Origin of the sequence: Pseudomonas sp. SG20052, from assembly GCF_031766055.1 — a bacterium.
GTDB classification, from domain to species: domain Bacteria; phylum Pseudomonadota; class Gammaproteobacteria; order Pseudomonadales; family Pseudomonadaceae; genus Aquipseudomonas; species Aquipseudomonas mandelii.
Genome location: NZ_CP134498.1, coordinates 3,362,319 through 3,382,016, shown reverse-complemented (window position 1 = coordinate 3,382,016; position 19,698 = coordinate 3,362,319). Strand labels below are relative to the sequence as shown.

Annotated in this window: 12 protein-coding genes and 1 pseudogene; 10 read left to right on the top strand and 3 right to left on the bottom strand. The window is 60.1% G+C overall.

The genetic code is table 11. The features are described from left to right. Positions 1–40: 40 nt before the first annotated feature. From RHP74_RS15510 to RHP74_RS15490, 5 genes and pseudogenes are all read left to right on the top strand, one after another. Positions 41–2,998 carry an autotransporter domain-containing protein gene (locus tag RHP74_RS15510; RefSeq protein ID WP_311100372.1) on the top strand — a complete coding sequence of 986 codons (2,958 nt, stop codon included), beginning with the start codon at positions 41–43 and terminating at the stop codon, positions 2,996–2,998. Positions 2,999–3,213: 215 nt separating this feature from the next. After that, complete coding sequence (locus RHP74_RS15505) at positions 3,214–6,285, top strand: autotransporter domain-containing protein (RefSeq protein ID WP_311100370.1); 3,072 nt, start codon at positions 3,214–3,216, stop codon at positions 6,283–6,285. A gap of 24 nt (positions 6,286–6,309) precedes the next feature. Beyond that, on the top strand, positions 6,310–7,998 hold the full coding sequence (locus RHP74_RS15500) for a polyurethanase (protein WP_311100369.1): 1,689 nt from the start codon (positions 6,310–6,312) through the stop codon (positions 7,996–7,998). 96 nt (positions 7,999–8,094) lie between these two features. Beyond that, a complete protein-coding gene (locus tag RHP74_RS15495; protein WP_311100367.1) occupies positions 8,095–9,948 on the top strand; it encodes a polyurethanase in 1,854 nt (617 codons plus the stop codon). A gap of 200 nt (positions 9,949–10,148) precedes the next feature. Beyond that, positions 10,149–10,510 (top strand): annotated as a pseudogene (locus tag RHP74_RS15490) (hypothetical protein). Positions 10,511–10,594: 84 nt separating this feature from the next. On the opposite strand, the gene RHP74_RS15485 reads toward RHP74_RS15490, so the two are convergent. After that, entirely contained in the window at positions 10,595–10,819 is a 225-nt protein-coding gene (locus RHP74_RS15485; RefSeq protein WP_010460381.1) for a YgdI/YgdR family lipoprotein, read from the bottom strand. 235 nt (positions 10,820–11,054) lie between these two features. On the opposite strand from RHP74_RS15485, the gene RHP74_RS15480 reads away from it, so the two are divergent. From RHP74_RS15480 to RHP74_RS15470, 3 genes are all read left to right on the top strand, one after another. Next, positions 11,055–12,659, top strand: a complete 1,605-nt coding sequence (locus tag RHP74_RS15480) for a VRR-NUC domain-containing protein (protein ID WP_311100496.1) — start codon at positions 11,055–11,057, stop codon at positions 12,657–12,659. Further along, positions 12,656–14,935, top strand: a complete 2,280-nt coding sequence (locus tag RHP74_RS15475; RefSeq protein ID WP_311100366.1) for an ATP-dependent DNA helicase — start codon at positions 12,656–12,658, stop codon at positions 14,933–14,935. Before RHP74_RS15480 ends, RHP74_RS15475 begins: the two co-directional genes overlap by 4 nt. A 128-nt stretch (positions 14,936–15,063) precedes the next feature. Continuing rightward, the gene (locus tag RHP74_RS15470) at positions 15,064–15,960 is read left to right on the top strand and encodes a zeta toxin family protein (protein ID WP_311100365.1); all 897 of its coding nucleotides are present in this window, start codon (positions 15,064–15,066) and stop codon (positions 15,958–15,960) included. Here the strand turns inward: RHP74_RS15470 and RHP74_RS15465 are convergent. Beyond that, positions 15,941–16,696: a DJ-1/PfpI family protein gene (locus RHP74_RS15465; protein ID WP_311100495.1), complete on the bottom strand. Its 756-nt coding sequence runs from the start codon at positions 16,694–16,696 to the stop codon at positions 15,941–15,943. The genes RHP74_RS15470 and RHP74_RS15465 overlap by 20 nt on opposite strands. 146 nt (positions 16,697–16,842) lie before the next feature. Here RHP74_RS15465 and RHP74_RS15460 point away from each other — a divergent pair, with 146 nt between their 5' ends. Further along, positions 16,843–18,765 (top strand): PAS domain S-box protein, encoded by a 1,923-nt coding sequence (locus RHP74_RS15460; protein WP_311100364.1) that lies wholly within the window; start codon positions 16,843–16,845, stop codon positions 18,763–18,765. A gap of 12 nt (positions 18,766–18,777) precedes the next feature. Here RHP74_RS15460 and RHP74_RS15455 read toward each other — a convergent pair whose 3' ends face one another. Then, on the bottom strand, positions 18,778–19,011 hold the full coding sequence (locus RHP74_RS15455; protein ID WP_077748490.1) for a hypothetical protein: 234 nt from the start codon (positions 19,009–19,011) through the stop codon (positions 18,778–18,780). A 138-nt stretch (positions 19,012–19,149) separates the two neighbouring features. Here RHP74_RS15455 and RHP74_RS15450 point away from each other — a divergent pair, with 138 nt between their 5' ends. Beyond that, positions 19,150–19,686, top strand: coding sequence for a hypothetical protein (locus tag RHP74_RS15450; RefSeq protein WP_077748489.1), 537 nt, complete (start codon positions 19,150–19,152; stop codon positions 19,684–19,686). Positions 19,687–19,698 lie beyond the last annotated feature (12 nt).

Here is a 19,698-nt window from a genome sequence, read left to right as displayed (position 1 = left end):
AACCAGAATTCTAAAAACGCCAAAAAAGCGAGAAGTTGACATGGACGTACAGAACAAGCCGATGTCGGTCGGCACGTTATTGCTCTGGATTTCAGTAGCGCCAGGCTCGGCCCAGGCGCTTTATCAGGAAAACGGCACCCTGGGCGATGCGGCCAGTTGGCGCTCGGTAGAATTTCAGCGGGACTGGGGACTGGCCCGCATGCAGGCCGACCAGGCCTACTCCGCTGGCATCACCGGCAAGGGTGTGAAAATCGGCGAACTCGATTCAGGCTTCGATGCAGCCCATCCCGAATTCGCCACCGACCGTTACCACGCGGTACTGGCCAGCGGCAGCTACGTCGACGGCTCACTGTTCAATGTCGACGGCACCCTCAACGCCAACAACGACTCCCACGGCACCCACGTCGCCGGCACCATTGGCGCCTCCCGCGATGGCACCGGCATGCACGGTGTGGCGTACAACGCGCAGGTCTACGTCGGCAATACCAACAAGAACGACAGTTTTCTGTTCGGCCCCAATCCGGATCCGCGCTACTTCAAAGCGGTCTATAACGCCTTGGCCGACGCCGGTGTGCGGGCGATCAATAACAGTTGGGGCAGCCAGCCACCGGACGTCAGCTATCGCACCCTCGACGATCTGCACGCCGCCTACGCCCAGCACTGGAACAAAGGCACCTGGCTCGATGCGGCGGCTGACGTTTCCCGTCGCGGTGTGATCAATGTGTTCAGCGCCGGTAACAGCGGTTACCCCAATGCCAGCGTGCGTTCAGCCTTGCCTTACTTCCAGCCGGACCTGGAAGGCCACTGGCTGGCGGTGTCGGGGTTGGATCAAAGTAACCAGCAAAAGTACAACCAGTGCGGAATCGCCAAGTATTGGTGCATCACCACCCCCGGTGCGAAGATCGACAGCACCATTCCCGACGCCGGTTATGCGATCAAGTCCGGCACGTCCATGTCCGCGCCGCATGCCACCGGCGCGCTGGCGCTGGTGATGGAACGCTATCCGTATATGACCAACCAGCAGGCGCTGGAAACCCTGTTAACCACCGCCACCCAACTCGACGGTTCCGTCACCCAGGCGCCGAACACCCGCGTCGGCTGGGGCGTGGCCAACCTCGAACGGGCGATGCACGGGCCGGGGCAATTGCTCGGGCGCTTCGACGCCAATCTGGGGGCAGGGCAGAGCGATGTCTGGAGCAACGACATCTCGGACAACGCGCTGATCCAGCGGCAGAGTGAAGACGCGGCCGAACGCAGTGCCTGGCAACAGACGTTGAGGACCAAGGGCTGGGAGAATGGCGTACCGGCCGGTGCCAGTCAGCAGGATCAGACGGATTACGCCGTCGGCATGGCCCGCGATCTTGCCGCCACCACTCGGGTCTACGAAGGCAGCCTGATCAAGTCAGGAGCCGGACGCTTGATGCTGACTGGTGACAATAGTTATCGCGGGCCAACCACGGTCAATGGCGGCCTGCTGTCGGTCAACGGTTCGTTGGCATCCAGCGTGACCGTCAATGACGGCGGCACGCTGGGCGGTTCAGGACGAGTCGGGGATCTGACGGCCAATCGCGGCGCTGCCGTCGCGCCGGGCAATTCCATTGGCACCTTGCAGGTCGCCGGCGACGTCACGTTTGCGCCCGGCTCGACTTACGCGGTGGAGCTGTCTCCGACCGACAGCGACCGGATCGTTGCGAGCGGCACGGCCACGGTCAGCGGTGCGACGGTCAGTCTGTCACTGGAAAACAGCCCGACCTTGCTCAGCACTCAACAAGTGCAAAGCCTGCTCGGTCAGCAATACAACATCCTGCAAGCGGCCGGCGGCATTCAAGGTCAGTTCGGTGCGGTGTTGCCCAACTATCTGTTCATCGGCGGCAGCCTCGATTACGCCGCCACCGGTATTCAACTGAGCGTGGAGCGTAACGACACGACGTTCGCCAGCGTCGGCCAGACGCCGAACCAACGCGCCGTCGCTTCCGCCGTGGAAGGGCTTGGGGCGGGGAATGCGGTGTACGAAAGCCTGTTGCTGTCGCCCACCGCGACGTCCGCACAGCAGGCGTTCCAGCAGTTGTCGGGGGAAATCTACCCGGCGTTGGGTTCGGTGCTGATCAACGACAGTCGATACCTGCGCGATGCAATCGGTGGGCGACTGGTTGACGCCAAAGGCGCGCAAAGCAATGGCTGGATCAAGGCGCTTGGGGCCTGGGGCAAGACCGATGACCGCCATGACACCGCCGGTTACACCACCTCGATCGGCGGCATGCTTGCCGGTGTCGATGGCGCGATCGACGAGCAAACCCGGATAGGCCTGGTCACGGGTTACAGCGACAGTTCGGTGAGCATGGGCTCGGGCACGCATTCATCGGCCAAGGTCGACAGCTATCACTTGGGTGCATACGCCGGCCGCGAACTGGGCGCCTGGCGCTTGAGTGCCGGCGGTGCCTACAGCTGGCATCGTGCCGACGTGAAACGTGACCTGCAATACGGCGACGTCAGCGCGAAGCAGAAAGCCAAGGTCGATGCCGGCACCACTCAAGTGTTCGGTGAAGCGGCGTATCGCCTGAATCTGCAACCGCTCGCGCTCGAACCCTTCGCCAACCTGGCCTACGTGCACCTCGACACCGAGGGTTTCACCGAGAAAGGTGATGGCGCTGCACTGAAAAGCACTGGCGACACGCGGGATGCGGTGCTCAGCACCCTGGGTGTGCGCGCATTGAAAACGGTGAATCTGTCCGGCCAGCAGCAACTAGACCTGAGCGGCAGTCTCGGCTGGCAGCACAACCTGAGTAATACCGATGCTGAAGAACATCTGGCATTTGCCAGCGGCAGCACGGCGTTCTCGGTAGAAGGGGCGCCAATGGTGCGTGACGCGGCGCTGGTAGGCGCGCATGCCAGCCTGGCCCTGAGCCGGGACATTCGCGTGAACCTCGATTACACCGGCCAACTGGCCAGCCGCGAGAAGAGCCACGGCGTAGGGCTGAGCCTCAATTGGCAGTTTTAAAAACACGAACAAAAAACGTGGCAAACATTAAATGTGGCGAGGGAGCTTGCTCCCGCTGGGTGGCGAAGCCGCCCCAAAACAGGCAGCGGTGATTTGGCAGACAAAACGCATCAGCCGGGCTCGCGACTGCTGCGCAGCCGAACGGGACGATGCGGCGTTCCGACAAGCCCCCTCGCCACAGGGATTTTGGCAAGACAACTAAGGATGGTCGCTGTATGAAAGTTAAGAACAACAACTTATTCGCCTTGAAAGCACTCAACCGAGCCCTGCTTTGTGCGCTGGCTTCAGTAGGCACCGCACAAGCAGTGCCCTACGTGGAAAGCGGCAAAGCAGGCGATCCCAACAGTTGGCGCAGCGCTGAGTTCAACGCTGACTGGGGCCTGGGCGCCATCAATGCCCAGGATGCCTACGCCGCCGGTTACAGCGGCAAAGGCGTGAAACTGGGGATCTTCGATCAACCGGTTTACGCCCAGCATCCGGAGTTTTCCGGTGCCAACAAGGTCGTCACGCTGGTCACCCGCGGCATCCGCGAATACACCGACCCGTACATCCCGGTCAAAGCCGGCGATGCGTTTGTGTATGACGGTTCGCCCTCGGTCGGCTACGACGGCAAGCTCGGCTCCCACGGCACTCACGTCGGCGGGATCGCGGCGGGCAGCCGTGACGGCAATCCAATGCACGGCGTGGCGTACAACGCGCAAATCATCAGTGCCGACAACGGCGACCCGGGCCCCGAAGACGGGATCATTCTCGGCAACGACGGCGCGGTGTACAAGGCCGGTTGGGATGCATTGATCGCCAGCGGGGCGCGGATCATCAACAACAGTTGGGGCATTGGCATCACCGATCGCTTCGACCTGGGGGGCCGCGACCCGGCGTATCCGCACTTCACCGTGCAGGACGCGCAACTGCAATTCAATCAGATCCAGCCCATCCTCGGCACGCGCCAGGGCGGTGCCTATGACGGTGCGATCGCGGCCGCTCGCAGCGGCATCGTGACAATCTTCGCCGCCGGCAACGACTACAACCTCAACAACCCGGACGCCATTGCAGGCCTCGGTTATTTCGTCCCCGAAATCGCACCGAACTGGATGACCGTCGCGGCCTTGCAGAAGAACCCGGACCTCAACAGCCCGGACCTCTACAACATCAGCACCTTCTCGTCGCGTTGCGGCTACACCGCGAGTTTCTGCGTGTCGGCACCGGGCAGCAAGATCTTCAGCGCAGTCATCGGCGGCACCAATGCCGATAACATGACCATCGGCTACGCCAACAAAAACGGCACATCCATGGCGGCGCCGCACGTCGCGGGCGCGGTGGCGGTGCTGATGGAACGCTTCCCGTACATGACTGGCGCCCAGGTTGCCAGCGTGCTGCGCACCACGGCCACCGACATGGGCGCACCGGGTGTCGACGCGCTGTATGGCTGGGGCATGATCAACCTGCGCAAAGGCATCGATGGCCCGGCGATGTTGGTCACCGAGCAAGACATACCCGAGGAGTTCCGCATCCAGGGCGCCTACGGCTCCAGCCAGTTTGTCGCGGACTTGCCCGGCATCGGCGCGATTATCGATGCGGGCAAACCGACCGAGCGCGTCTGTAATGACGTGCAGTGTGGCCGGGACGTCTGGCGCAACGACATTTCCGGCCACGGCGGCCTGACCAAGCAGGGCATCGGCACGCTGGTGCTGACCGGCGCCAACACTTACGCCGGCCCGACGCTGGTCAATCAGGGGCGATTGGCGATCAACGGCTCGCTGCTCTCGACGGTCACCGTCAACGACAGCGGAATCCTCGGCGGTAACGGCCGCATCGGCGCATTGACCGCGAAAAGCGGCGGCACCGTGGCCCCCGGCAATTCCATCGGCACCTTGCAGGTCGCGGGTGACGTGACGTTCGAGCCGGGCTCGACCTACGCCGTGGAATTGTCGCCGACCAGCAGCGACCAGATCATCGCGGGCGGTAAAGCGGTGATCGAAGGCGCGACTGTCAGCCTGTCCCTGGAAAACAGCCCGACCTTGCTGACCACCAGCGACGTGCAATCGCTGCTTGGCAATCAATACAACATCCTGCAAGCAGCTGGCGGCATCGAAGGGCGGTTTGGCGCAGTCCTGCCGAACTACCTGTTCATCGGCGGCGCGCTCGATTACTCGGCTACTGGCATCCAACTGGCGGTAGAGCGCAACGCCGCGTCCTTCGCCAGCGTCGGCCAGACCCCGAACCAACGTGCCGTCGCTGCCGCTGCCGAGCAACTGGGCGCGGGCAATCCGCTCTATGAAACCCTGTTGCTGTCGCCGACCGCTGCCGTCGCGCAACAAGCCTTCCAGCAACTGTCCGGTGAGATTCATCCGGCGATCGGCACGTTGCTGATCAACGACAGCCGTTACCTGCGCGATGCCGTCGGCGAACGCCTGCGTGAGCGTGATCTGTTCGATGCCGCGGCACCCACCGATGACCGCAGCAATGCCTGGGTCAAAGTCCTCGGCGCCTGGGGCAAGAGCGACGGCGGGCATGACAACGCCAGTTCCACCAGCTCCATCGGCGGCTTGCTGGCCGGTGTCGACGGTCTCATCACTGAAGATACGCGGCTCGGTTTCGTCACCGGGTATAGCGACAGCTCGTTGAGCATGGGCGATGGCACGCATTCGTCGGCCTCGGTCGACAGCTACCACTTGGGCGCCTACCTGGGCCATGAAATCGATGCACTGCGCTTGAGTGTCGGCGGCGCTTATAGCTGGCATCGCATCGATGTGAAACGTGACCTGCAATTCGGTGACGTCAGCGGCAAACAGAAATCCAAACGCGATGCGTCCACCGCCCAGCTGTTTACCGAAGCCGCGTATCGCCTGGACCTGCAACCGCTGGCCCTGGAACCGTTTGCCAACCTGGCTTACGTGCACCTCAACCGCGACAGCTTCACCGAGAAAGGCGATGCCGCCGCGCTCAAGGGGGGCGAAGACAACCGCGACGCCGTGCTCTCGACCCTCGGTGTGCGGGCGAGCAAAGCCATTGCCCTGTCGGACAAACAGCAACTGGAACTGTCCGGCACCCTGGGCTGGCAGCACAACCTGAGCAACACCCGTTCCGAAGACCACCTGGCCTTCGCCAACGGCAATACCGGGTTCAGCGTGCAGAGCGTGTCCCTGGATCGTAACGCCGCCGTCATTGGTGCGCGCGCCGGTCTGGCGGTGGCCAAGGATGTGCGTGTGAGCCTGGATTACAACGGACTGCTGGGCTCCAACGAAAAAGACCACGGTGTAGGTCTGACACTCGACTGGCAGTTCTGATTTAACGCAAAGGAAGCAAACAACATGGGACTGTTTGATTACAAAAATGCTGACGGCAAGGCGCTGTACAGCGACGCCATCGCCCTGACGCTGTATGCGTACACGCCAACCGGTCAGCCGCTGCCGGCCACCGCGTGGGCGCCAATTGGCGCCAAGCAACTGGGTTATCAAGGCAAGGTCGGTGCTCAGGGCACGTTCTATGGTGAGAAGGACGGCTTCACCAGCGCCGAAGCCGAAGTGCTCGGCAAGTACGACACGGCGGGTAAGCTGATCGGTATCGGCATTGCCTTCCGGGGCACCGGAGGCCTGGGGTACAGCGACACCTTCGGCGACATGAAGAACAACCTGCTGGCCGCCGTCGGCCCGGTGGATTACGCGACGAATTACGCGAAAAACGCCTTTGACAACTTGCTCAAGGACGTTGCCGCGTTTTCCATCGCCCATGGCCTGAGCGCCAGGGATGTCATGGTCAGCGGCCATAGCCTCGGCGGGTTGGGGGTCAACAGCCTCGCCGAGTTGAGCGGCAACAACTGGGGCGGCTTCTACAAGGACGCCAACTACATCGCGTTCGCCTCACCGACCCAGAGCGCCACCGGCAACAACGTGTTGAACATCGGCTACGAGAACGACCCGGTGTTCCGGGTGCTCGACGGCACCACGTTCAGCAGTGGGTCCTTGGGCAAGCACGACGGTCATCAGGATTCGGCGACCAACAACATCGTCAACTTCAACGACCAGTACGCGTCCACCGCGCAGAACCTGGTGCCGTTCAGCATCCTCAATCCGCTGAACTGGTCAGCCCATGGCTCGTTGGGCTATGCCGACGGTTTGAACCGGGTGATCGACTCGCGGTTCTACGACCTCACCGACAAGGACTCAACGCTGATCGTCTCCAACCTGGCGGAGTCGTCCCGGGGCACCACCTGGGTCGAGGACCTCGGACGCAGCGGCGAACCCCACACCGGCAGCACCTTCATCATTGGCACCGACAGCGACGACTTGCTCAAGGGCGGTGCCGGCAATGACTTCATCGAAGGTCGCGACGGTAACGACCGCTTGCGCGACGACGGCGGCTACAACCTTCTGCTGGGCGGCAAGGGCAGCAACACCTTCGAATTGCAGAAGCCGTTGCAGAACTTCAGTTTTGCCAACGACGGCGACGGCACCCTGTACGTGCGCGATGCCTATGGTGGCATCAGCATGACCCGCGACATCGGCTCGCTGGTGAGCAAGGAGTCGGGTTCATGGTGGGGCAGCAAGGAGGTGACTTACAGCGTCACCGCCAATGGCTTGCTCAACGGCAGTGAATTGACCCACTACAACCACTCGCTCAACGGTGACGCCTACGGCAACACACTGGCGGCCAGCGTCGACGGCGATTGGTTGTTCGGTCATGCCGGCGACGACCTGCTGCGCAGCGACAAAAGCCAGGTGACCCTCGTCGGTGGCGCGGGCAACGACCTGATGCAGGCCTCGGGAGGCCACAACACTTTCCTGTTCAGCGGCGCCTTCGGTTTCGACGCGATCAATGGCTACCAGGGCAACGACAAGCTGGTGTTCCTCGGCGTTCAGGGCGCGGGGCAGGGGTATGACTACAAGCAACACGCTTCGCAGTCGGGCCATGACACGGTGCTGAAAGTGGGCGATTTTGCCGTCACCCTGGTGGGAGTAGGACTGGACAGCCTGTCGGCGTCAGGCATCACGTTTGCGTAAAGGCTGCATGCACTAAATGCTCTGGGGCGCCTCGTGAATGAGGCGTCCTGGTTGTGAGCTATCTCTGACAATTCCAACAAAAGAGAGGCAATACCAATGGGTGTGTATGACTACAAAAACTTCGGCACAGCCGATTCCAAAGCGTTATTCACCGACGCTATGGCGATCACGCTGTATTCCTATCACAACCTCGACAATGGCTTTGCCACCGGCTACCAGCACAACGGCTTCGGCCTGGGCTTGCCGGCGACTTTGGTTACCGCGCTGCTGGGCGGCACCGACTCTCAAGGCGTGATCCCCGGCATTCCCTGGAACCCCGATTCGGAAAAAGCCGCCCTGGAGGCCGTGCAAAAAGCCGGCTGGACGCCCATCACGGCCTCGCAACTGGGTTATGACGGCAAGGTCGACGTCCGCGGAACGTTCTTCGGCGAGAAGGCCGGGTACACCAGCGCGCAGGTCGAAATCCTCGGCAAGTACGATGCTCAAGGCCATCTCAGCGAAATCGGCATCGCCTTTCGCGGCACCAGCGGCCCGCGGGAAATCTTGATCGGCGATTCCATCGGCGATGTGATCAACGATCTGCTGGCGGCGCTAGGTCCCAAGGATTATGCGAAAAACTATGTGGGCGAAGCCTTCGGCAATCTGCTCGGCGACGTCATGGCATTTGCCCAGGCCAATGGCCTGTCGGGCAAAAACGTGCTGGTCAGCGGCCACAGCCTCGGCGGGCTGGCGGTCAACAGCCTGGCGGACTTGAGCGCGGAGAAGTGGTCCGGGTTCTACCAGGATTCCAACTACATCGCCTACGCGTCCCCGACCCAGAGCAGCACCGACAAAGTGCTCAATGTCGGCTATGAAAACGACCCGGTGTTTCGGGCCCTCGACGGTTCATCCTTCAACCTGTCGTCGGTGGGTGTGCACGATGCCGCCAAGGCCTCGGCGACCGATAACATCGTCAGCTTCAACGATCACTACGCCTCGACCGCATGGAATGTGTTGCCGTTCTCCATCCTCAACATCCCGACCTGGATCTCGCACTTGCCGACCGCCTATGGCGACGGCATGAACCGGGTGATCGAATCGAAGTTCTACGACCTCACCAGCAAGGACTCGACGATCGTCGTCGCCAATCTCTCGGACCCGGCACGCGCCAATACCTGGGTTCAGGACCTCAATCGCAACGCCGAGACCCACAAGGGCAGTACCTTCATCATCGGCAGCGACGGTAACGACCTGATTCAGGGTGGCAAGGGTAACGACTACCTGGAGGGGCGTGACGGTAACGACACCTTCCGTGACGGCGGCGGCTACAACATCCTGCTGGGAGGCAATGGCAACAACGTGCTGGACTTGCAGCAGTCGGTGAAGAATGTCGACTTTGCCAATGACGGCGCCGGCACCCTCTATGTTCGTGACACCAATGGCGGTATCAGCATCACCCGAGACATCGGCAGTATTGTCACCAAGGAACCGGGGTTCTTGTGGGGGCTGTTCAAGGATGATGTGACACACAGCGTGACGGCCAATGGACTTGCCGTCGGCAACAACCTGACGTCATACGCGTCATCGGTGAAGGGCGGCACGGGGGCCGATACGCTCAAGGCGCATACGACGGGCGATTGGTTGTTCGGTCTGGACGGCAACGATCATTTGATCGGCGGCCAGGGCAACGATGTGTTTGTGGGCGGGGCGGGGAATGACCTGATGGAATCGGGGGGCGGGATTGATACGTTCCTGTTCAGCGGTGCGTTTGGTCAGGACCGGGTGGTGGGGTATCAGGCAAACGACAAGCTGGTATTCCTCGGGGTTCAGGGGGTCGCGCCGAATGATGACTATCGGGCTCATGCCACGACGGTGGGGCAGGATACGGTGCTGACGTTTGGCGGGGATTCGGTGACGTTGGTGGGGGTTGGGCTGGACAGTTTGTCTGGCGCCGGGATCGTCATCGCCTGAGGGTAATGTGGCGCCGGTAAGGGCCTCTTCGCGGTCAAGCCTCGCTCCTACAAGGAATCGCACAACCCTGTAGGAGCGAGGCTTGCCCGCGAAGAACAATAACGCGGTAAACCTGCCTGAGCACGTGACCCGACAGTCACCTGCGGACTCCAATACCTTGCAACAACAGGATTGAGTACTGGATCAGGAGATTACGTAACGTGAGTAACAGCAAGAAGCACCTCATCGGTTTGGCGCTGGCCCTGTTATCAGGAAGTGCCGCCGCGGAGTTGCCTCATAGCTCGATTTTGAGCCGCTATGGCATGACGCCAGATCAACTGCCCACACCGGCACCGTCGGAACCCGCAGACCCGCAGGTAGAAAAAAGCCGTTTCCAGCTCCAGCCGAAGAGCCTTTTGTGACATTTCGCTCGGGGGAAAAGCAGCCGGAGATGACAGGCAACATCAGCATCGACCACGCGATGCAGCAGGATTACGAGCGCTGCCAGAAGATTCATGAAGAACTGAGGAGGCGGGGAGGGAAGTTCATCTCCTGCGATAACAGTACGCCGTGGATGCCGTAGATTTTCGGCCTCTTCGCGGGCAAGCCTCACATCGCACAACCCTGTAGGAGCGAGGCTTGCCCGCGAAGAACGATAATGAGGTTCTCAGTCTTCCTCGCGGACCGTGGCCACATCTTTGGCATTGACCTTCACCTTCGCGCCGGAAATATCCTCAAACTCGTAAAACCCGTCCTTGGTCTTGGTTTTCGGCATATCCTCGGTCAAATACTGGGTGCCGTTCTGCAGCGTCACCACCGTTGGCGTGGAGCAACCGGCCAGTGCCAGGAAGGCTGCCGCTGCCAAAGGCAAACCCAGAGTCTTGATATTCATACCCACCTCTCAAGTGCGTGAAAAAAGCCGCTATGCCGGTTGGTGCCGTGGAACGGCAGAAAGTTCGATGGCCACCTGAAAATAGCCAAATAGCGCCGCCGCTTATCCTTTTCCGTTTGCACCGAACGCGCTGTAACTGGTATCTGTACGCATAACCAGTACTCGCTCGCCATGGCCCTTTTTTCCTGTGACTGAAAATCCTCTCGACGACCCGTTCTATTACTTGAACAACTTCATGCAAGTGCTTGATTGGCTTGAGCATCGTTATGCCGACGTGCTGAGCGTCGAGGAGCAAGCCTTCATCCGCGATTTTCGTCGGCAACCCCGCGAGTCCCGGGCGCTGCTGGTCAGGATGGTGATGCGCAAGGGCCTGCATTTCAGGGCCGGCAAATTGAGTTACGTCGAGATTGGCGACATTGCCAGTGCTGCCGAGCCATTGCTGGCGGCAGGCTGGATTTCTGCGCAATCGCCGCTACAGATCGAGGAACTGTTCGACGTTCTGCTCAAGGCCGAGATTCTTCACTGCTTCGGTGCCGCCATCGATCAACCCAAAGGCAAGAAGACCGAATGGCTGGCGACCCTGAGCGAGCAGTTCTGCGAGTCGCAGAGCTTCGCGCAATGGTGCCCGCAACTGAACGACCGGCTGTTCACGCTGACCATCTTGGACCTGTGCGACCGCTTGCGGCTGATGTTCTTCGGCAACCTTTATCAGGACTGGTCGGAGTTCGTGCTGGCCGATCTCGGCATCTTTACCTACGAGAAAGTCGAATTCTGCGCCGAATCCCGGGGCTTGCGCAGCCGTGAAGACGTGGACGCCTGCCTGTTTCTGCACCACTGCCAGCAACGTTTCGAGGCCGGTGAAGAGGTGGCGGACATTGTCGAGCAGATCAACGAGGTGCAACTCGACAACCCTTGGCTGCAAAGACGCCGGGGCAAGTTGCTGTTCCAGATTGGTCAGCATTGTGAACGCATGACGGATTTCTCCACGGCGCTGTCGATTTATCGCGATTGCGCCTACCCCGGCGCTCGGGTGCGTCTTATTCGTGTGCTCGAACGCTGTGGTGAATATCAGTTGGCCCTGCATCTGGCCACGCACGCGGAGCAATCGCCGGAAAGCGCCACCGAGCATCAGCATGTGCTGCGTGTGTTGCCCAGGTTGCGGCGCAAACTGGGCGGCCCGGCAATGAAGCGGCCATCTCCCCGGGAAATGCTGCGCCTGGACCTGCACTTGCCCAGGACCGATCCGGCGCTGTCGGTCGAATTTCATGTTCAGGCGCACCTGGCGGAGGATTCGGCGCCGGTGCATTACGTCGAGAACAGTCTGATCAACTCGCTGTTCGGCCTGTTGTGCTGGCCGGCGATCTTTGCGCCGTTGCCGGGGGCGTTTTTCCACCCGTTCCAGCGCGGGCCGGTGGACCTGCTCAACGAAGACTTCCATGCACGTCGGGCGGAGGTGTTTCAGGCCTGTCTCGCCGAACTCGATGACGGGCGTTATAGCCAGACCATCCGTGAGCGTTACGTCGCCAAGTGGGGCGTGCAGTCACCCTTTGTATTCTGGGGCGCGCTGAGCGAAGAACTGCTGGATCAGGCGCTTGACTGCCTGCCCGCCGAACACCTCAAGCACTGGTTCAATCGCCTGTTGCTGGACATCAAGGCCAACCGGGCCGGGATGCCCGACCTGATCCAGTTCTGGCCGCAGCACAAGACCTACCGCATGATCGAAGTCAAAGGCCCCGGCGATCGCCTGCAAGACAACCAATTGCGCTGGCTGGAGTTCTGTCACGAACACCAGATGCCAATCGCCGTCTGCTACGTGCAATGGGCGGAGCAGAGCGCTTGAGTTACAGCATTGCGGTGCGGGCGCTGTGTGAATTCACCGCCAAGGTCGGCGACCTCGATCTGCGTTTCACGCCGTCGCCAACTGCGCTGGAAGGCATCGTCGGGCACCGCACTGTCGCCTCGCGCCGAAGCGAGGGCTATCAAAGCGAAGTCGCCCTCGAAGGCCTGTATAAAACCTTGAAGGTCAAGGGCAGGGCGGACGGCTACGACCCGGCGCAAAACTGCCTGGAAGAAGTCAAAACCTATCGCGGCGACCTGAGCAAGCAACCGCCCAACCACCGGCAGTTGCACTGGGCGCAAGCGAAGGTCTACGGATGGCTGATGTGCCAGAAGCTGGAACTGGCGCAGATCAATCTGGCGCTGGTGTACTTCGACATTGTCAGCGAAAAGGAAACCTGCCTGGTCGAGGCCTTCAGCGCCGGAGAGCTGCAGTCGTTCTTCGAGCATCATTGCGGGCTGTTCCTGCTGTGGGCCGAGCAGGAGATGGCCCATCGCGAAGCACGCAATCACGCGGCGCAGCAATTGGCGTTTCCCCATGCTGACTTTCGTCCGGGGCAACGGCACCTGGCGGAATCGGTGTTCAAGGCGGTCAGCACCGGTCGTTGCCTGATGGCTCAGGCGCCAACCGGCATCGGCAAGACCGTGGGCACGCTGTTTCCGATGCTCAAGGCCCTGGCTCCGCAGCAGTTGGACAAAGTGTTCTTTCTGACGGCGAAAACGCCGGGGCGCAAACTGGCGCTGGATGCCGCGCAAGTCATCCTGGAGAGCGCCGATGCGCCGCCGCTGCGGGTGCTGGAGATGATCGCCCGGGACAAGGCCTGCGAGCACCCGGACAAAGCCTGTCACGGTGAATCCTGCCCGTTGGCCCAGGGCTTTTACGACCGTTTGCCGGCCGCCCGCCAGACCGCCAGCGAACTCAGCCTGCTGAATCAGGACGCCTTGCGCCGAGTGGCACTGGCGCATGAGGTCTGTCCGTATTACCTGAGCCAGGAAATGGCCCGCTGGGCCGATGTGGTGGTCGCCGACTACAACTACTATTTCGATTTCAGTGCGTTGCTGTTCGGCTTGTCTCAGGCCAATAACTGGAAAGTCGCGGTGTTGGTGGATGAGGCGCACAACCTGGTGGAACGCGGCCGGCAGATGTACAGCGCCACGCTCGATCAGTCGACCCTCAGCGGGGTACGAAAAACCGCACCGGACGCCCTGAAAAAACCGTTGCAGCGGGTCAATCGTGAGTGGAATGCCCTGCATAATCTGCAATTGGCGCCGTATCAGGCCTACGACAAGGCACCGGAAAAACTTCTCCAGGCGCTGTCGTCATGCAGCGCGAGCATCGGCGATTACCTCAACGATCATCCCCAAGGCCTGGACAGCGCCCTACAGAGTTTTTACTTCGACATGCTGCAGTTTTGCCGGGTGGCCGAACTCTTCGATGAACAGTTCCTGTTCGACATCAGCAAGCGCGACCTCGAACGCAAACAAAACCTGTCGCAACTGTGCCTGCGCAACGTGGTGCCGGCCGGTTTCATCCGCCCACGCCTGAAGGCTGCGCGCAGCACCGTGCTGTTTTCGGCGACGCTGAGCCCTCGGCATTATTACGCGGACCTGCTGGGTACGCCGCCGGATACAGTGTGGATTGATGTCGAATCGCCGTTCCATGCCGACCAGTTGAAAGTGCACATCGTCAGTCAGATATCGACCCGATTCATCCATCGCCAGGCGTCCCTCGAACCGATTGTCGAACTCATCGCCCGCCAATTCAGCCAACGCCCCGGCAACTACCTGGCATTTTTCAGCAGCTTCGATTATTTGCAGCAAGTGGCGCAGTTACTGGCCGAGCGACATCCGCAGATCACTTTGTGGTCGCAGTCCAGGGGCATGGCGGAAGGGCAACGCCAAGCCTTTCTCGACCAGTTCACCGTGCACAGCCAGGGCGTCGGATTTGCAGTGCTCGGCGGAGCGTTCGGTGAAGGCATCGACTTGCCCGGCGCACGCCTGATCGGTGCATTCATTGCCACCCTGGGGCTGGCGCAACTCAATCCGGTCAACGAACAGATGAAGCATCGAATGGCGGCGATTTTCGGCGCCGGTTATGACTACACCTACTTGTATCCCGGCGTACAGAAAGTCGTGCAGGCGGCAGGAAGGGTGATCCGCACTCAGCAGGATCAAGGGGTGGTGATGTTGATCGATGACCGGTTCGGCGACAGCAAGGTCAAGCACTTGCTGCCGCGTTGGTGGTCGGTCGAACAGGCGCATTGGGCTTCTGGTGCGTAGGATTATTTACCTTTTAAAACAGGTACATATCTTGAAAGACAGACGTATTTGAACAAGCGGTGAAACAGCGCTTTATTCAAAGGGCAGGCAATCAATTTCAGCCGGCTCTTTGATAAGGAAATCAAGGCATGTCCTCCGCACCTAACTACACCTACACCACTGAACAAGTCAGCGCCGCGTTCAATGCCATCAAAACCACGCTGTTCCGCGGTATCACGGCCGAGGAAACGCCGAAAATCCTGGTGGTTGCCGGGCTTCAAGGCTCGGGTAAAACCTTCCTGCTGGAAAACACACTCCTGCCGACCAGGCGCTACGACAAGTATGTCCGTCTCTACCTGCCCGAATACCGGCAGAAACATCCTCAATACGCAGAGATGATCAAGCTCGGCGTGCTGCATGCCTATGAACATACCGAAGCTTTCGTACGAGAGCTTTGCGCCAAAATCTTCACCGAAGCCTTCACACTCAAATACAACATCATCATGGAGTGTGCGTTCGACAGCATCGATTTCGCGGCATTTCCACCACTCGCGACGGCGGCCGGCTATCAGTTCGAAACGCATATCGTTGGCTGCACGCTGGAGTTCGCTCACGTTTCGTGCATCAAAAGAGCCTTTAAAAGCCTGGAAAACCGCGAACTGGAAAGGTTTGTCACGCGATCGACACTGGTGAGCTCCATGAGGAATGAGCAAGCGGTGATCCTGGCCTTCGAAACCGCCTCGAAGGCGGTCGATCGTTCACAAATCACGGTGTATGAACGCGGGTTCGGGGCGCTGAAGGAACGCGTCTCGCGTGCTCATATCACCTACACCACAACCGCTTGCTTGACGCCCTCTACGACGCCAACGGCATACAGCGCCTATGAAAGCATCATCAATAATCATGTCCACACCCTGAGTGAGCGTGACGAGATAGTTAAAGAATGCCACCTGGCGTTACTCAACACCCAGACTTACGCCCAGGTTGTTCCTGACTTCGTTTACAACGACCTGTACGCCTACATCGTCAAATACGTGAACCGGTAAGCAGGCGAACCCACTCGGCGGCAAAGCGATGACAGTCTCCCGGCCAGCGCGCGGTCAACAACAGGCCATCACGGACGACGAACCCGCGTTGTGGCTGGTCCGCCGAATCACGCACCGCGAGGACGGGCCCGCGCAGGAAATCCGTCGGGCTGGACAGGGCGGCCGTGACTTCCGCTTCGACGGTTTGGGTATAGGTCCGGTAGTAGCGTCCGAGCCAGGCGGCGGTGATTGCCCAGGCAGGCAGCTCCATGGTGTTGGCGACCAGGGCGGTGACCTTGCGCCCCTGCAACACCGAACGCCCGGTATCGGGGTCGAGGGTTCGGGCAAGCAACAGTACGCCGTGGCAGACCGCTGCCACGGGTTTGTCTGTCTTGAAAAAGTGCAGGGCGATCCGTCGCGCCTGCTCGGACTCCAGCAGGCTGCGCATGCCCTTGGCATGCCCGCCGGGAATCAGCAGTCCTTGGAACTCGCCGGGGTCCACATCGTCATAGTTCAGCGGTCGGCGAAAGGAGGGGGCTTCGATCATCCGGGCGTAGCTGGCAAGGTCGGCCTTGCGCGTCATCAGCAGCGGGTTCAACAGGCCGAAACCGATGTCCACCAGACGCGAATCGGCGTAGGCGGGCAATCCCTCGGGCGACGCAAAGCGCACCTCGATGCCGGCCTGACGCATGGCCTGCCACGCAACACTGCTCTCAGTGGGATCGTAGTCGGAAGTGGGCAACAGAATCAGGATCATCGGGGCGCCTTGGAACCGCCAGAAATGGCGTTTGGCATCGAGAATAGGTGGAGTGAGCGCTATGCTCCAGTGCACAACCGTTTTCTGGCTTACCAAACCCACGGTTTGACGCATACTTCGCAAAACAACAGTCACGGGTGTGATCGATGAGTGATAACCAGTCCAAAACCAACGCCATCGAGGAAATGCGCTTTCGCCTGCTGATTGATGCCGTGGTGGACTATGCGATCTACATGATTGACCCCGATGGCATCATCACCAGCTGGAACGCTGGCGCCAAACGTTTCAAGGGGTATGAGGAGAAGGAGATCCTCGGACAGCATTTTTCGCGCTTTTATACCGAAGAAGACCGCAGTGCCGGTCTGCCCCAACGCGCGCTGGATACGGCGATTCGCGAAGGACGGTTCGAGGGTGAAGGCTGGCGGGTTCGCAAGGACGGAACACACTTCTGGTGCCATGTGGTGATCGATCCGATTCGCGACCCGGCAGGCAATCTATTGGGGTTTGCCAAGATCACCCGGGACCTCACCGACCGCAAAATGGCCGAAGAGACGCTCAAGCAAAGCGAGCAGCAGTTTCGTTTGCTGGTTCAAAGCGTGACTGACTACGCCATCTATATGCTCGCCCCGGATGGACGATTGACCAACTGGAATCAAGGGGCCCAGCGCATCAAGGGCTACCGACCCGAAGAAGTCATCGGTCAACATTTTTCACTCTTCTATACCCCCGAAGACCGTGAAGCCGGGGAACCCCAACGTGCGTTGGAGACGGCTATGCGGGAAGGGCGCTTTGAAAACAGGGCCTGGCGCGTTCGCAAGGACGGCACGCGGTTCTTTGCCCATGTGGTGGTCGATCCGATCTGGGGCGATACGGGCACGTTGCTGGGCTTTGCCAAAATTACCCGGGACATCACCGAGGCCACACAAGCACAGAAGGTTCTGGAACAAACCCGTGAAGCGCTGTTCCAGGCGCAGAAGATGCAGGCCATCGGCCAACTCAGTGGCGGGATCGCCCACGATTTCAATAATCTGCTGACCGTTATCCTGGGCAACCTGGAAATCGTCCGTAAACGCGTGGGAGACAATCCGAAAGTCACTCGATTGGTCGACAACGCCACCCAAGGTGCCCTGCGAGGGGTGTCCCTGACTCAACGCATGCTGGCGTTCGCCAGACGTCAGGAACTCAAGTCCGAATCCGTCGAAATACCCGCGCTGGTGGAAGGAATCAGCGGATTGTTGCGCAGCTCCCTCGGGCCTTCCGTACAGCTCGAAACCCGTTTTTCCCCCGACCTCGTTCCGGTCATGGCCGATGTCAATCAGCTCGAACTGGCCGTGCTGAACCTCGCCACCAATGCCCGGGACGCGATGCCCAACGGCGGAAAAATCGTCATCAGTACCCGGACGGAAGACGTCTGCGACCAATCGACACTATTGCCGGAGCCCGGACGCTATGTTTGCCTGAGTGTTGCCGATAACGGGGAGGGCATGGATGAGGTCACCCTGGCGTCGGCCATGGACCCGTTTTTCACCACCAAAGGGGTGGGCAAAGGCACGGGGCTGGGGTTGTCGATGATCCATGGCTTCATAGAACAACTGGGCGGGCGATTCATTCTCAAGAGTCAGAAGGACATCGGCACTGTCGCCGAACTGTGGATACCCGCCGCGACCACAGCTGCGCTCAATCATCCCGCCGTATCGGAAGTGGCCGCTCCGCCAGTGGCTCAGTTGTGCGTCATGGTCGTGGACGATGACAGCCTGGTGCTGACCAGCACCGGCCTGTTGCTTGAGGACCTCGGCCATCGGGTGATCAGTGCGGTGTCCGGTGCCCAAGCGCTTGAGCTGTTCGAACGCGAGCAGCATGTTGACCTGGTCATTACCGACATGGCCATGCCACAAATGAACGGTGAGCAGTTGGCCAATGCCATCCGGGCGTTGAAGCCGGACATACCGATCATTCTTGCCACGGGTTATGCCGAACGCCTTGAAGGCTTCGCGACCACACTCCCTCGCTTGTCCAAACCGTATACCCAACTCAATTTGGTCGAGGTGATTGCGCTGGCCATGAAGTAACGGGCGTCGTGCTCAGCCTTTCACGTTCTTCTTGAAACCGCGCAAGTTCATGGCACACAGGCAAAACTGCAACACGATCAATGCGTAGGCGTGGGTGTGGTAGCCCCAAATCACCCACAAGAGATTGCTGACGATGAAGCAACTGAAACCCCACACCCTGCGCGATGGGTTTTGCGAGCCGATCAACCACGCCGCCAATACCGTGACCAGCATCGCCGGCCATTGCACCCAATCGAGAGTGTCCATCCGCAATCCTTGAAGTCAGCCTGTGTACTTGAAGGACCACGGCAGCGAAATAGCGTTCGAGTGAAGTGCATTAAATCCGGCTGAACTTTGCCCGGGCAGGTTTCGTCATAACGCTTACCCAGTCCTTGTGTAATTCCCGTGCCCAGAATACTGACCGAACACACTGCCGAAGAAGTCTTGACTGAGCACAATGCCAAGATGTTCGGCTCGCCCAAGGAGCGGCTGGATTTCTACCGTCGGGAAATCCAGTACGAAACCAGCATCCTCGCCAATCGAACCGACGCTTACCTGGCCGCGCAGTCGTTCCTGGTGATTGCCTTTGCTTCCTGCATGGCCAACCTCAATCCCGAATGGGGAAAACTCTTCACCCTGGTGGTGCCGCCGTTCCTCGCGCTGCTGGGTTTACTGAGCTCGCTGAACGCCTGGCCGGGCATTCGTGCGGCCTACGACATCATCGACCACTGGCACTTCAAGCAAAGTGAGCTGTTGCGCAGCGAGCCATTGATGGGGCTGGCGTACGATGAATCCCCGCTGTTCAGTGAGATGGAATCGTCCCACAAGGGCTACCGCAAATCGCTGCTGTTTTCCGTGCGTACGCCGTGGATTTTCGCGACGTTCTGGGTGTTGCTGGGCACTTATGCGGTTTACATCCAGGTCACCAATCCCGGTGGCTGAATCGCAGACTAA